General features: G+C 64.8%; 14 protein-coding genes and 2 pseudogenes. 11 read left to right on the top strand and 5 right to left on the bottom strand.

Annotated elements, in window-relative coordinates; all coding sequences use genetic code 11:
• The 6 genes and pseudogenes from BG35_RS0102040 to BG35_RS12945 all read left to right on the top strand — a co-directional run.
• The coding region (locus tag BG35_RS0102040) for an HAD-IA family hydrolase (RefSeq protein WP_025781476.1) at positions 1-288 on the top strand (288 nt) is incomplete at its 5' end.
• 22 nt (positions 289-310) lie between these two features.
• Entirely contained in the window at positions 311-2,104 is a 1,794-nt protein-coding gene (locus BG35_RS0102035; protein WP_025781475.1) for an SLC13 family permease, read from the top strand.
• A 29-nt stretch (positions 2,105-2,133) separates the two neighbouring features.
• A complete protein-coding gene (gene bchM / locus BG35_RS0102030) occupies positions 2,134-2,850 on the top strand; it encodes a magnesium protoporphyrin IX methyltransferase (RefSeq protein WP_034416572.1) in 717 nt (238 codons plus the stop codon).
• A gap of 98 nt (positions 2,851-2,948) precedes the next feature.
• Positions 2,949-3,068, top strand: coding sequence for a photosystem II reaction center protein PsbX (psbX, locus tag BG35_RS11865; protein WP_071994750.1), 120 nt, complete (start codon positions 2,949-2,951; stop codon positions 3,066-3,068).
• Between the two features lie 96 nt (positions 3,069-3,164).
• Positions 3,165-3,456, top strand: a pseudogene (locus BG35_RS14235) (Ycf66 family protein); the annotation flags it as partial.
• 454 nt (positions 3,457-3,910) lie between these two features.
• Complete coding sequence (locus tag BG35_RS12945) at positions 3,911-4,075, top strand: hypothetical protein (RefSeq protein WP_161632500.1); 165 nt, start codon at positions 3,911-3,913, stop codon at positions 4,073-4,075.
• Positions 4,076-4,125: 50 nt separating this feature from the next.
• Here the strand turns inward: BG35_RS12945 and BG35_RS0102015 are convergent, their stop codons facing one another.
• Together BG35_RS0102015 and BG35_RS09870 are read right to left on the bottom strand one after the other, a co-directional pair.
• Complete coding sequence (locus BG35_RS0102015; protein ID WP_025781472.1) at positions 4,126-5,739, bottom strand: ABC transporter ATP-binding protein; 1,614 nt, start codon at positions 5,737-5,739, stop codon at positions 4,126-4,128.
• Between the two features lie 64 nt (positions 5,740-5,803).
• The gene (locus BG35_RS09870; RefSeq protein WP_025781471.1) at positions 5,804-6,358 is read right to left on the bottom strand and encodes an alpha/beta hydrolase; all 555 of its coding nucleotides are present in this window, start codon (positions 6,356-6,358) and stop codon (positions 5,804-5,806) included.
• A 96-nt stretch (positions 6,359-6,454) separates the two neighbouring features.
• On the opposite strand from BG35_RS09870, the gene BG35_RS0102005 reads away from it, so the two are divergent.
• The 3 genes and pseudogenes from BG35_RS0102005 to BG35_RS09865 form a co-directional block, all read left to right on the top strand.
• The gene (locus tag BG35_RS0102005) at positions 6,455-7,780 is read left to right on the top strand and encodes a hemolysin family protein (protein WP_051506091.1); all 1,326 of its coding nucleotides are present in this window, start codon (positions 6,455-6,457) and stop codon (positions 7,778-7,780) included.
• A 58-nt stretch (positions 7,781-7,838) separates the two neighbouring features.
• Complete coding sequence (locus BG35_RS0102000) at positions 7,839-8,825, top strand: Gfo/Idh/MocA family protein (protein WP_025781469.1); 987 nt, start codon at positions 7,839-7,841, stop codon at positions 8,823-8,825.
• Positions 8,825-9,532: pseudogene (locus BG35_RS09865) on the top strand (WecB/TagA/CpsF family glycosyltransferase); the annotation flags it as partial. The gene BG35_RS0102000 and the pseudogene BG35_RS09865, both read left to right, overlap by 1 nt.
• Before the next feature lie 19 nt (positions 9,533-9,551).
• Here BG35_RS09865 and BG35_RS11860 read toward each other — a convergent pair.
• Positions 9,552-9,692, bottom strand: coding sequence for a photosystem II reaction center protein K (locus BG35_RS11860; protein WP_071994749.1), 141 nt, complete (start codon positions 9,690-9,692; stop codon positions 9,552-9,554).
• Between the two features lie 38 nt (positions 9,693-9,730).
• Positions 9,731-10,852 (bottom strand): tRNA guanosine(34) transglycosylase Tgt, encoded by a 1,122-nt coding sequence (tgt, locus tag BG35_RS0101990; RefSeq protein ID WP_025781467.1) that lies wholly within the window; start codon positions 10,850-10,852, stop codon positions 9,731-9,733.
• Positions 10,853-10,906: 54 nt separating this feature from the next.
• Here tgt and BG35_RS0101985 point away from each other — a divergent pair, with 54 nt between their 5' ends.
• The gene (locus tag BG35_RS0101985) at positions 10,907-11,671 is read left to right on the top strand and encodes an adenosylcobinamide-GDP ribazoletransferase (RefSeq protein WP_025781466.1); all 765 of its coding nucleotides are present in this window, start codon (positions 10,907-10,909) and stop codon (positions 11,669-11,671) included.
• Here the strand turns inward: BG35_RS0101985 and BG35_RS0101980 are convergent.
• Positions 11,632-12,798 carry a sensor histidine kinase gene (locus tag BG35_RS0101980; protein WP_025781465.1) on the bottom strand — a complete coding sequence of 389 codons (1,167 nt, stop codon included), beginning with the start codon at positions 12,796-12,798 and terminating at the stop codon, positions 11,632-11,634. The two genes, BG35_RS0101985 and BG35_RS0101980, sit on opposite strands and share 40 nt — an antisense overlap.
• A gap of 181 nt (positions 12,799-12,979) precedes the next feature.
• On the opposite strand from BG35_RS0101980, the gene BG35_RS0101975 reads away from it, so the two are divergent.
• Complete coding sequence (locus BG35_RS0101975) at positions 12,980-13,348, top strand: DUF3155 domain-containing protein (protein WP_025781464.1); 369 nt, start codon at positions 12,980-12,982, stop codon at positions 13,346-13,348.
• Positions 13,349-13,359: the final 11 nt, after the last annotated feature.

The raw sequence follows: 13,359 nt of genomic DNA, 5'->3' as shown, positions 1-13,359 counted from the left end.
GTGGTGAGCAACTTTGACAGACGTCTGGATTCCTTGCTGGAGAGGTTGTGGTTGCGCCACTGGTTCACGGCTGTGGTGATCTCAAGCCGTTGCGGCGTGGCCAAGCCTGATCCCCGGTTGTTTCACATGGCCGTGGAGCGGTTGGGGCTGTTACCCCACCAGGTGTGGCACCTGGGGGATGCAAAGGCGGACGCGCAGGGGGCCCGGGCGGCTGGAATCCGTTGCATCCTGGTGCAACGCACACAATCCTTCCCGGCCAACACGGCAACGGGCATGATGGAGGCATGAGTGAAGGGCTGCCGAGCCTCCCATGGATGCCCTCATCACCCTGCTGATCCTGGTGCTGGCCATTGTCCTGTTCATCACGGCGGCGTTGCCGCCGGAGGTGGTGGGTCTCTTGGCCATGGGGCTGCTCATGGCCAGCGGGGTGCTCTCCCCTGCCGAGGCTCTGGCCGGCTTTGCCAGCCCCGCGGTGATCACCCTGCTGGCCATGTTTGCCCTCTCGGCCGGGTTGTTCCGCAGTGGCGCCCTGGATCGCTTGCGGGAGTTGATGGGGGGCAACCGCATGAAGCAGCCCCGCCAGTTGATCCAGTTGTTTGTGGTGGCCATCGGTCCCCTGGCGGGCATCCTGGCCAACACTCCCATCGTCGCCACCTTGATCCCGGTGGTGGAGGCCTGGTGTCAGCGCCGCGGCCTGCCGCCGTCGCGCCTGTTGCTGCCCCTTTCCACCGCCACCATCCTGGGGGGCGCCCTCACCCTGATCGGCACCTCCACCAACCTGCTGGCCAACGACCTGAGCCGCAGTGTGGGCGAGGAGATGGGATTCGACGGAGGGCTCCAACTCTTTACGCTGACCCCCATTGCCCTGCCCCTGTACCTGCTGGGCGGCGCCTACCTGATCTGGGTGGCGCCCCATCTGTTGCCGGAGCGGAACCGTGACGGGCTGGAACTGCTGGCCAGCCTCAGCCGTGACGGCTACCTGACGGAGGTGGAGGTGCCTGCCGACTCCATCCTGGTGGGGCAGACCCTGCACAACAGCCGTCTGCAGCGCCGTTTTGACGTGGATGTTCTGGAGTTGCAACGAGGGGGCGAGCGCTTCTCGCCCCCCTTTGCGGATCGGGTGCTCAGCGGTGGGGACCGCCTGCTGCTGCGTTGCAGCCGGGCGGATCTGCTGCGGTTGCAGCAGGAGCACACCGTGAGCCTGGCGGCGCCAGCAGCATCCGGGGGGCAAGGTGTTGAGGGAACAGCCACCCAGCGGATGGTGGAGGCGCTGCTGCCCGCCGGCTCCTTCCTGGCCGGGGCCTCGCTGCAGGAATTGCGGTTTCGGCAGCGCTTCAATGCCACCGTCATTGCCCTGCGCCGTGGTCAGGAACTGGTGCGGGAACGGTTGGGGCAGGTGGTGTTGCGGGCCGGGGACGTGCTGTTGCTCCAGGCCCCTCTGGACAGTCTGCGGGGTCTCCAGGCCAGCAGTGATCTGGTGGTGATGGACAAGATTGAGCACGAACTGCCCACCACCGCCAAAAAGTACCCCACCATCCTCATTGGTCTGTTCGTCCTGGTGTTGAGCGGCCTGGGGATCATGCCCCTGGTGGCGGCGGCCTGTCTGGGGGTGGTGGCCATGGTGGCGGTGGGCAGCCTTCGCCCTGGCGACCTGCAACAGGCGGTGCGGTGGGAGTTGATCCTGCTGGTGGGCTCCCTGTACGGTTTCAGCGCGGCGTTGGTGAAAACCGGCCTGGCGGAGGAGATGGCCACCCGACTGGTGAACCTGACCGGGGACTGGCCAGCCTACGGGGTGCTGGTCACCATTTATCTGATCACCACCCTGACCACGGAAGTGATGAGCAATGCCGCCGCGGTGGTGCTCTGGCTGCCGGTGGCTGCCCGCATCGGCCTGGATCTGCAGATTGATCCCATGGCCTGTGTGGTGTGCATCGTCTTTGCCGCAAGCTGGAGCTTCATCACCCCCTTCGGGTATCAGACCAACTTGATGGTGTTTGGCCCAGGGGGCTACCGCATCCAGGACATGGTGCGCTACGGCGCTCCCCTGACCATCCTGGCCACACTGCTGGTGCCCCTGCTGACGGTTTGGCAATTCGACCTTTAGGATCCCTGGCCGTGCCCCTGCATCCCGCCATGGTCCCATCCAACCCTAGCGCCACCGGCAACGAGAAAGAGGTGGTGCGCAACTATTTCAACGGGACCGGTTTCGAGCGCTGGCGCCGCATCTACAGCGACAGCCGGGACGTGAACAAGGTGCAGGAGCACATCCGCCATGGCCACAACAAAACCGTCACCGCCGTACTGAACTGGCTTCAGGATGACGGCGACGTCAAGACCCGCAGCTTCTGCGATGCCGGCTGTGGCGTGGGCTCCCTCACCCTTCCCCTGGCGACCATGGGCGCGCAGCGGATCACCGCCAGTGATCTGTCGGAAGCCATGTTGGCCGAGGCCCAACAGCGGGCCGCCGCCGCTGGCGTCAGTTCCGAACAGGCGAGGTTTCAGGTGGCTGATCTGGAAGCCCTGCGGGGTGAGTTCCACACCGTTATCTGCCTGGACGTGTTCATCCACTACCCCCAAAAAGCCGCAGAGGCCATGGTGCGCCATCTGGCCGGCCTGAGCCAGGATCGTCTGATCGTGAGTTTTGCCCCCTACAGCCTGCCGTTGGCCCTGCTGAAAGCCATCGGGAGCATCTTCCCCGGCGCCAGCAAAGCGACCCGGGCCTACGCCCTGAAGGAGTCCGGCATTGTGGCCGCCGCCGCCGCCGCCGGGTTCCGGCCTACGGATCGTCGGTTGTTCTGCAGTGCGCCGTTCTACTTTTCACGGCTGCTGGAGTTTCGGCGGCATGGGTGATGCCGGCCGTCCGCCGGGCAGATCAGCAGTTCTTTAACAACTTCGGCCCTGGCGCTGGACGCTCCCTTACACTTGGAGCAAGTTGAGCGTTAGCCTCCGTGACTCCATCTCTTTCAGCGTTTCTGAGCAGTCTGGTCTGGGGCGCCGTAATTGTTGTGATCCCCATCACGGCGGCGTTGCTCTTCGTGAGCCAGGCGGATAAGGTCACCCGCAACTGATGCCTGTGCCCCTTTAACGGTTGTCAGTTGCGCAGCCCGGTCACCTGGCCGGGTGCTTAACCTGGGGAACGGCTCCTCCCCTGGGCTGAGGTCCTCATGGTCAACACTTCCCTCAACTGGGTCAGCATCGTCGGCATCGTGCTGATGGTTGGCGGCTCCCTGCTGTATTCCCTGCGCTTCTATAAGCCCGCTCTGTCTCGCGACACGGACGTTTTCTTTGCCGCCGTGGGTCTGCTCTGCGGAGGAATTCTGTTTTTCCAGGGCTGGCGCCTGGATCCGATTTTGCAGTTCAGCCAGTTCCTCCTGGCCACCACAACGGGGTTCTTTGTGTACGAGAGCCTGCGTCTACGGGGGGTGACGGCGGAGCAGGCGCGACGCAGGGAGTTCATGGACGACCCCGAAGGCAATGAAACCCTCTCCCGGGGTGCGGTTCAGCCCATCGGCTCCAGACTGGACGAGTGGGATAACCTGGAGCAGCGCCCCCCCAGGCGCCGCCCTGCGTTGGCGACTGGTGATTGGGATTCCCCCCCTCCCGTCGCCCCACCCGTCGCGCCCCGGAAGAGGAGCCGCCGTGGCGAGACGCGCCCCCATTGCCCCCGAGACAGGATTGGGACCGGGAGGTTCCGGAATCGCCACGCTCAAGTGCAAGTGGAGGACGCACAAGCCGCCGCGGACTTTCGCCCCGGAGGGCCCAGCTTGAGCCGTCCGGGGAGCGGTTCTCCTCCCGTTCCGAGCGCCCCCTGAGCGGCAGCCAGCGCCAGCAGCGTATAGAAGGCCGCGCAAGACGGGCGGCTGATCGTTCCAACCGCCCCCTTGTGGCCCGTCGCCAGCGGCGGCCAGCAATGGGTTCCGAGCCCTTTGATCAGGATCCCAACCTGAAACTGGCCCGATCAGCGCCGCGCCCCTCTCCGCCGCCCCGGGGCACGCCAATCAACCGGAATCAGAACACAACCCCCCAATGGGAAGCCGAGCAGGACAACTCCGGTCGCTTTGACAATGAACGGTGATCCATCCCTGAATCCGAATCGGTTCGGAGTTCCATCCTGACGACCCCGGGTCATGTCACGGGGCAGACGGGCCGGGGCAGACGGGGGCAGGCTGCCACCAGTTGGCGTGTTGCCCTGGTCCGAGGATCGGCAAGGAGAGCATCTCCGGGACCTTCCTCCACCACATGGCCGCCGTCCAGCACCAGGACCCGATGACAGAAGGATGCGGCAATGCCCAGGTCGTGGGTGACGAAAATCAGACCCAATCCAAGGCGGCGCCGCAAATCCTGGAGCAACTCCAGCATGTCTTTCTGGGTCACGGCGTCCAGCATGGCCAGGGGTTCATCGCAGAGCAGTACCAAGGGCCTGAGGATGAGGGCGCGGGCAATGGCCAGCCGCTGTTGCTGACCGCCACTGAGTTGCCGGGGCAGACGATCCAGAAAATCCTCCGGCGGTGTCAGGGCCACCGCTGCAAGAGCTTCCAGAACCTTTTCCCGGCCGCCTCTGCGGTGGGCCAGGCCATGGATCAGGAGGGGATCCAGCAGGGCATCCTCCACCGTCATGGCAGGGTTCAGGCAGGCCAGGGGATCTTGAAACACCATCTGCAAGCATCGCCGCAGTTGGCGGTGGCGCCGTCCGCCACGCCCCTGGAGCACAGCCTGGCCATTCAAGGCCACCTGGCCGCCCCGCAATGGCATCAGACCGGCGAGGCCATGGCAAAGGGTGCTTTTGCCGCAGCCGGAGGCGCCAACGATGCCAATGGTTTCTCCCGCTTCCAGGTTCAGATCGATGCCGTCCACAGCCCGCAGCCAACGGGGTCGCCAAGGCCATGGGCCGGGCAAGGCATGCCAGCAGCGCAGGCCCGTCACCTGAAGCAGGGGGCGGGTGGAGGCGCGCCTGGGGCTGGCTTGGCCTTCCTTGAGGCGCGCCGCGGACACCAGGGCGCGGGTCAAGGGGGTTCGGGGCGCAGCCAGCAGTTGCTGAACGGGTCCGGCCTCCACAAGCTGCCCTTCCCCCAGGACGGCCATCCGCGAACACCAACTGCCGGCAAGGGCCAGATCATGGGTGATCAGCAGCAGAGCCGCACCCTGCCGCTTGCACAGATTGGACAGGGCGGCCATCACCTGGGTGGCCACCACCACGTCCAGGGAGGTGGTGGGTTCATCGGCGATCACCAGGGCCGGCTCCAGGGCCATGGTCAAGGCAATGCCCAGCCGCTGCCGCATCCCGCCACTGAGTTGGTGGGGATACTGATCCAGACAGCGGCTGGGCATGTCCACCTGCTCCAGAAGGTCGCGGGCTTTCTGCCGGTACCGGCAACGGGGCCAACGGGGCCGATGGGCAGCCAGCAGGTCAAGCAGATGATCCCAAGTGGTGAGCAGTGGATTGAGCCGGGTCATGGGATCTTGAAATACCAGCCCCACGGTGGCGCCGCGAAGCTGGCGCAGGTGTCGAGGCTGGAGGCGGCGGGGATCCCGGCCCGCCACCTGCAACACGCCGTCCCCGGTGCTGCCTTGGGGCAACAAGCCCAGGATGGCCCTGGCCAAGGTGCTTTTGCCGCAGCCGGACGGCCCCACCAAGGCAAGACGATCCCCCGATTCCAACGCCAGAGACACCTTCAACAAGGCCGGCTGACGTTGGTGCGGGTAGCGAATGGTCAACTTGTCCAGAAGGAGAAGGGCCATCGGTTACAGGGAAGGATGGGCGGTTCCGGACAGTTGTCACCTGGGGCTGCTGGGCGCTACACCCTCAGCGCACATGCTGGCTGGCGCGAAGGCAGGCTGGCAGGAACAGGTAGTAGGAGAGGGCGGAGGTGCGTTGCCGGGACGAGATGTCCACCTGCTGGGCGCAGATGGACAAACCGCTGGAGACCGAAAAGTCCACAGGCAGGGCCTCCATGATGCCCAGGGCGCTAATGGAGCGGTCGGAGGCGTCCTGGATGATGGCGGACCGCAGGGCTTGGGATGGGTCCACGTTGGCTGAGCGGGGCCCATAGCCGCGTGTGACGAAGTCGAGGAATCGTTCGCCGGTGCTGGAGCGCAGAAAGCGGTCAATGGACACCAAGCTCACCCGATAGGACTTCTGCAAGCCGGCCCTCAACTCGGCACGGGTCCATCCGGAATTGTCGATCAACAGCTCCAGGTTGCGATCAGCCTGATCGGTCTTGACAAAGCGCGAAATATCTTCCACAGACACTTTCTCGAAAGGATCGCCGGCCCAAACCTCTGCCGGAAGACCCCAGGCCGTCAGCCCGAGCAGGAACAGGCAGGCGACAGGACGAGACCAGAACCGGCGGCGGGGCACGAGGGCACCGGCTGGGAAGACCATGTTGACTGGACTGGTTGAGCCGGTAGCCTAGCCAACACCCCCGCCTCAAGCCGCCCTGCTTCGGGCTCAGCCATGGCCTTGGCCGCACCGTTGCTGTTCATTCCCTTGCTGATGGCTGTGCTGGCCTTTTGCCTGGCGGGAGAACTGGCCCTGCTGCGCCTGCGACCTACCCAGGTTCAGGAACTCACCCCCATCAACCCCTCTGCGGCCGCCACGGTGGAACGACTGCAGCGCCGCCCACTCCGCGCGCTGATCCTGACCCAATTTGGCAGTTGCTTTGCCTTGCTGGCCATGGGTTGGTTGGCGGGCTGGTTGGCGCAGGACCTGCTCCCGCTCCACCTGCAGAGCAGTTGGCTGACGGTCGTGCTGCTCTGCGTGACGACGCTGCTGGTGGCCCTTGGCGCGAGTCTGCTGCCCAAAGCCATGGTGCTGCACCAGCCGGAACGGGCTGCTCTGGCCCTCGGCCCCCAACTCCAGGTGGCCATCACCCTCCTGGATAGTCCACTGCGGGTGCTGGAGCGTTGCAGCCTGAGTCTTCTCACACTGTTCCGGTTGCCCCACAATTGGCAGGATCTGGCTCCACCCCTGTCGGCAGGCGAGTTGGAAACCTTGATTGAAACCGACAACGTCACCGGACTCCAACCGGATGAGCGGCTCATTCTCGAGGGGGCGTTTTCCCTGAGGGACACCCTGGTTCGGGAAGTGATGATTCCCCGTTCACAGATGGTCACCCTGCCTGCCGACGTGACGTTCCGGCAACTTATGGCCGCGGTGCAGAACACCCGCCATGCCCGCTTCCCCGTCCTTGGCCAGTCCCTGGATGATGTGAAGGGCCTGCTGGACCTCCGCAGCCTGGCCGGACCCTTGGGGCAAGGGAAGATCCGGGGCGACACCCCCATGCGGCCTTACCTTGCCCCCCTGCAGCGCATTGCGGAGACCGCGTCTTTGGCGGAGCTGCTGGCCCTGATTCGTGACGATACCCCCATGCTGCTGGTGGTGGATACCCATGGGGGCACGGAAGGTCTGGTCACCATTGCGGATCTCACCGGTGAAATCGTCGGCGAAGAAGAGGATGCCGCCAATGGCCAACCTGTTGCCGTGAGAACCATGGCCCCAGGCCATTGGTGTGTGGCTGCCGATCTGGAAATTGACGAGATCAACCGCCAGCTCAACATCTCTCTGCCCCAGTCGGAAAAACACCACACCTTGGCGGGATTCCTTCTGGAGCAGTTTCAGCGCATCCCCGCTGTGGGCGAGAGCCTTCATTGGCATGAACTGCACTTTGTGGTTCAACGCCTCAAGGGTCCCCGCATTACCCACGTGGAACTGCGCATGCCCCCAGGCAATCCTGGCCACTCTGGCCGGAGTCCTCGATCCGATGCTTCCGGTGGCCCATAATGGGTACAACTGAGGGGGCTGAACCCTGGTTGCACCTCCCGTTGTTCCTGCGCCTGCCATGGAGCCCGTCAGAGTTGGCGTGATCGGGATTGGCAACATGGGCTGGCACCATGCCCGGGTCCTGAGCCTGTTGCGGGATGCGGAATTGGTGGCGGTGGCGGATACGGATCCCCAACGCCTGGCCATGGCAACGGACCAGTTCGGTTGCCAGGTGGTCCACGACTATCGGGAGTTGCTCCACCAGGTGGAGGCGGTTTGCATTGCCGTACCCACACTGCTCCACCACCAGGTGGGCATGGATTGTCTCCGCGCCAAACTCCATGTCCTGATGGAAAAACCCATCGCCGCCACCCAGGAGGAGGCCCGCGACTTGAATGCAGCGGCGGAAGAGCATCAGCAACTCCTGCACGTGGGCCACATTGAACGGTTTAATCCGGCTTTTCGGGAACTGGTCAAGGTGGTGTCCAACGAGGAGGTGGTGGTGTTGGAGAGCCGTCGCCATAGCCCCCATGGAGACCGGGCCAACGATGTGTCCGTGGTGCTGGACTTGATGATCCACGACATTGATCTGGTGTTGGAACTGGCCGGCGCCAAAGTGGCGCGCCTGGCCGCTGCCGGTGGGCGCAGCGGCACGGGGCCCATCGACTATGTCAACGCCACCCTGGGCTTCAGCAATGGGGTGGTGGCCAGCCTGACGGCCAGCAAGATGGCCCATCACAAAATTCGCAGTCTCAGCGCCCACTGCCGGAATACTTTGGTGGAGACGGACTTTCTCAACCACACCCTCTGCATCCACCGCCGCGCCCACCAGTGGTATTCCGCTGATCACGGGGAACTGATTTACCGCAACGACGGCTTCATTGAGGAGGTGTCCACCACCTCAATCGAACCCCTCTATACGGAACTGGAGAACTTTCTCCGCTGTGTGCGGGGTCTGGAGGCTTCTGCAGTGGACGGTCAGCAAGCCTCCCGCGCCCTGCAGTTGGCCCATTGGATTGAGCGCAGCGTGGACAATCCCACCATGCATCTGGATCAACCCATCTGATGGCGCCAAGGGAATGCCTGAAGGCGGAGGTGCTGGGTCTGCCTGTCCACCTGACCCCTCATCTCCTCAGTGCGGCGGAAGCCCTGGTCCGCTCTGGCGGCCACGTGGTGACCCTCAATGCCGAGATGACCATGGCCGCCCGCAACCATGCCCCCCTCCGCAGAGTGATCCAGAGGGCTGAACTGGTGATTCCCGACGGGGCAGGGGTGGTGTGGGCGTTGCGGCTCCAGGGCCATCGGCTGCGGCGCCAACCGGGCATTGACCTGGCGGAAATGCTGCTGGACCATGCCGCCGCCCGGGGGTGGCGGGTGGCCTGGGTGGGGGCGCGGGACGACCGTCTTCAGGCGGCGGCCCGGTTCTGGAAACGGCGCCACCCGCAACTGCGCTTGCAGCGCCTCATCCACGGCTATCAACCACCGGACCATTGGCCCATGGTGGAAGCGGATCTGAGGCGACAGCAGCCGGAACTGGTGTTCGTGGGTCTTGGGGCGCCGCGCCAGGAGTTGTGGATCGACAAGGCGCGGCCCCTGGGCCATGGCCTCTGGCTGGGGGTGGGCGGCAGCTTTGATGTGTGGAGCGGCTCTGTACGGCGAGCGCCAACCCTCATGCAGGCGCTCCAGTTGGAATGGTTCTATCGCCTGCTGCAGGAGCCGGGGCGCTGGCCCCGTATCCTGCAATTGCCTGTTTTTTCAGGCCATGTGCTGATGGAGTGGGCGGCGGCCCGTTTCAGCGGAAGCCGACGGAAGCCTGCCAGACAAAGGCCAGCAGCAGGAAGAACAGGGGAATCAGCGGCAGAATGTCCACCAGTGGAGCGAAGGGCTGATAAGCCTCCGGAAGTTGGGCCAGGATGAGGGCGGGCTGGACCATGGCGTTCGGATTCCGTGATGAGCGGCGTAGTCTGAAAACTACCATGTGTTGGCCGCCGGCGAGGCTGAATCCCAGGGGGTGAAATGCTCTGCAAACGTTCCCTCAACAATGGCCTGGCCCATGGCGTTGCAGAAGCGTTGCAGGTGGGTGAGGTTATGGATGCTCAGAAGACTTGCGGCCAGCAGTTCCCGGCTATGGACCAGATGGTGGAGATAGGCGCGGGAGTGGCGGCGGCAGGTCCAGCAGGGGCAACTGCTGTCCAGGGGGCGGTGGTCATCGCGAAAGCAGGCCCGTTTCAACGACCAGGCGTCGCCTTGCACCAGGGCGGCGCCATGGCGGCCCAGGCGCGTGGGCAGAACGCAGTCGAACAGATCCACCCCCTGGGCCACAGCCTGGGCCATCTCCGCCAGCGAACCCACACCCATGAGGTAGCGGGGTTTTTGCTCAGGCAGGAGGGGCGCCGCCAGTTTGACCACCCGGTGGATGTCCGCCGTGGATTCCCCCACGCTGACCCCGCCGATGGCGAAGCCGGGCAGGTCATGGCTGCAAACGGTGGCCGCCGACCAGCGGCGCAACTCCCCATGGCGTCCCCCCTGAACAATGCCGAACAGGGCTTGATCCTGGTTGTCGTGGGCGGCGATGCAGCGCTCCAGCCAATGGTGGGTGCGGTCCGTGGCGGCCTCCACCTCCTGGCAATCGGCCTGCGCTGACGGACAATGATCGAAGGCCATGATTACGTCCGCTCCGAGGCGGTTCTGGATGGCCATGCTGCGCTCCGGCGTCATCCGGATGGTGCGACCGTCCCGAGGGGAGCGAAAGGTGACGCCCTGGTCCTCCACCCGGTTGCAGCCCGCAAGGCTGAACACCTGATAGCCGCCCGAGTCCGTCAGGATCGGTCCGTCCCAACCCATGAAACGGTGCAGCCCCCCCGCCTCGGCAACCCGGTCTTCACCGGGCTGCAGGTGGAGGTGGTAGGCGTTGGCCAACACCATCTGCGCCTGGGTCTGGCCCAGTTGTTCTGTGGTCAGCCCCTTCACGGTGGCCATGGTGCCCACGGGCATGAAGCGGGGCGTGTCCACCGGGCCGTGGGGCGTCTGCAGTCGACCCAGGCGCGCCTGGGTCACGGGGCAGCGATGGCGGATCACAAAACGAAAACCCATGGGTGGCACCCTAGGCTGGCGTGGAATGCCGGCCCGGATTTGGCCCCATAGCCCGTGCCTGATCCACGCCCCGGCCACTGGTGGAACGACCTGGCGGGAAGCTGGATGTTCTATTCCCGCCTCCCCCCCCTGCCATGGGTGCGGCCCAGCTTTGGCCGCATTGCCCGCTTCGCCCCGTTGGTGGGTGGGGCCGTTGCCCTGATCCAGGGACTGCTCTGGCAGTTGGTGGAGCCGTTACACCTGCCGATCGCCAGCGGCATCAGCCTGCTGCTGGTTGCGGAGATGGGCCTCACGGGGGGCTTGCATCTGGATGGGGTCATGGATACGGCTGACGGCCTGAGCGCCGGCCCCGCCCAGCAAAAAGCCATGGCCGACAGCCGGGTGGGGGCCATGGGGGTGACGGCGGTGGCGGCGTTGTTGCTGTTGCGGTTCGGGGGATGGCTCTGGCTGGCGGAGGCTGATGGACCCATGGCGGCCGTCCTGGCAAGCGTGGCGGTGTGGGCCCGCACGGCGCCGCTGCTGGCCCTGGCCTGGTGGCCCCCCTTGCGACAGGAGGGCAGCGGCGCCCGCCATGCCGCTCAACAACAGAACCTGATCTGGGAACTTCTGCCCGCCGGTCTGCTTCTGGCGTGCCTCACCCTGGGCTTCGGCCTCTGGGTCCTCCCGGGAGGCATGGCGAGCATCGGGGTAACCCTGCTCCTGGGCCGTCTGCTGGGGGGCCAGAGCGGCGACAGTCTGGGGGCGACGCTGGAGTGGAGCGCCACCGCCTGCGTCTGGCTCTATGGCCTGGTGTTGGTTGCGCCTACGGGGGTTGTTTGAGGGGAAATCGGCAGGGTGAGCAGGAAACCGTTGCCTTCGGGTGTGGCCTCGGGACACAGAAGCTGCGGCTGGGTGATCAGCGTCAAGGCGCCCCCCAGGCTCTGAGCCAGTTGGCGGCCCAGGCTGAGGCCGTAGCCCGTGCCCTGGTGACCAGCGCCGGCGGCGCCCCGCTGGCCCTGGCGGAAAATCCGCTCCCGTTCCGGTTCAGGGATAGGGCAACCCCCGTCCCACAACAGTAGTTGCACGACTTCAGCGCTGGTGGCCCAGCAAAAACCGATGGGAGCTTGGGGCGGGGCATAGCGAAGGGCGTTTTCAATGAGATTGGCAAGGATCTCCGCCACGGCATCCACGTCCCCCTGCCACTGGGGCCAGTCGCCGGGCTGATGCCAGGGGTGTCCCGAGGCTTCACAACTGGAGCGGGCGCGGCGCAACAGGGGGGGGAGACGCTCCCGCAACTGACCATCCACCTGACTGGAGCGGAAGGGGGGCAGCAGGCGAGGCTGCTCCAGTTCCGTGCTCAGGCGCTGACGGGGCAACTGTTCCAGCGCCTTGAGGTAATGCTCCAACTGCTGGCCCTCGTCCAACAGACTGGTGACCAGGTGTTGCTGTTGGGAATCCTGATCCAGCCGCCGACGCAGCAACTGGGAAATGGTGCGCAGGGCCGCCAGGGGATTCCGCATCTGGTGGATCAGAGCCGCCAACCGATGCTCCTGCTCGGCTTGCTGTTTCTGCAGGTGGTCCAGGTCCAGCGCCATGTTTTCACAGCGCAGGTCCAGGGTGCGGGCGATGGCCAGGGCGGTGGCCAGGCGGCCGAGTCGTTGGGAGAAAGAGTCCGGCCAGGATGAGGCTGCGGTTTCCACCAACAGCGCCCCCAGTAGATGGTTGCCGTTGCGTAGCGGCAACCACCGGCGCCCCTGTTCCGGAATCTGTAGAGCGGGGTCCCTCAGGGACTCTGGTAGCCGCTGCCGGCCGGCCGGCCAGCAGGCCACCGCCTCCAACTGCAGCAGGCCCGAGGCATCGCTGAGGGCCATGTACACCGCCAGGCAGCGCAACTCGTCGTCACCGGCAAAGGATTCCAGCAGGTTCTGGGTCAGGGAGCGGTAGTCAGCAGAGACGCCAAGGGCCACCGGGAGTGATGGGGAGAGTTTCCATGCAGGCTAGGAAAATCAGACCCGGGTCGCCGTCCCCCCGGGTTACACCGGAGCCCGGGCAATGCATTGGGGAACCCTTGTTGAAACCGCAAAAATGACTTAGCCTGTTTACCGTTGTTCATGGGCAAGGGAACCCTCGGATTCCGGCCATTTTTCTATGTCAAAAAAAAGAAAGCGGGTGAGCCGCCGCCGCCTGGCTGGCCAGCGGGTTCTCTCCTACGTGCCTTCCTTTCACCTGGACACTGGAGAGTTCAAGCCTGTCACAGCGGCCCGCCATTACATTGCCGAGCAAGAGCTGAAGCCCCCTGCACTGATCAACGTACGCCGCAACGAGCATACAACAGATCGTTTCTTTCTGGCTGAGAAGGGGGTGTTCAGCGCCCACTATGCCGCGGAAAACCATTTTCTTTTTCCTTCTCTGAAGACAATCGTAGAAAGCGTCGGGGAAGAAACCATTTATGCCGGTCTTGAGAACGTCTCCGATGACTGGGACGAAATGGAAGACTATGACTATGCCTTTGTCTGAGAACCCTTGGC

The organism is Candidatus Synechococcus spongiarum SH4 (assembly GCF_000586015.1).
GTDB lineage: Bacteria > Cyanobacteriota > Cyanobacteriia > PCC-6307 > Cyanobiaceae > Synechococcus_B > Synechococcus_B spongiarum_F.
The sequence above is the reverse complement of the archived record's forward strand: the minus strand, read 5'-3'. Positions and strand labels throughout refer to the sequence as shown.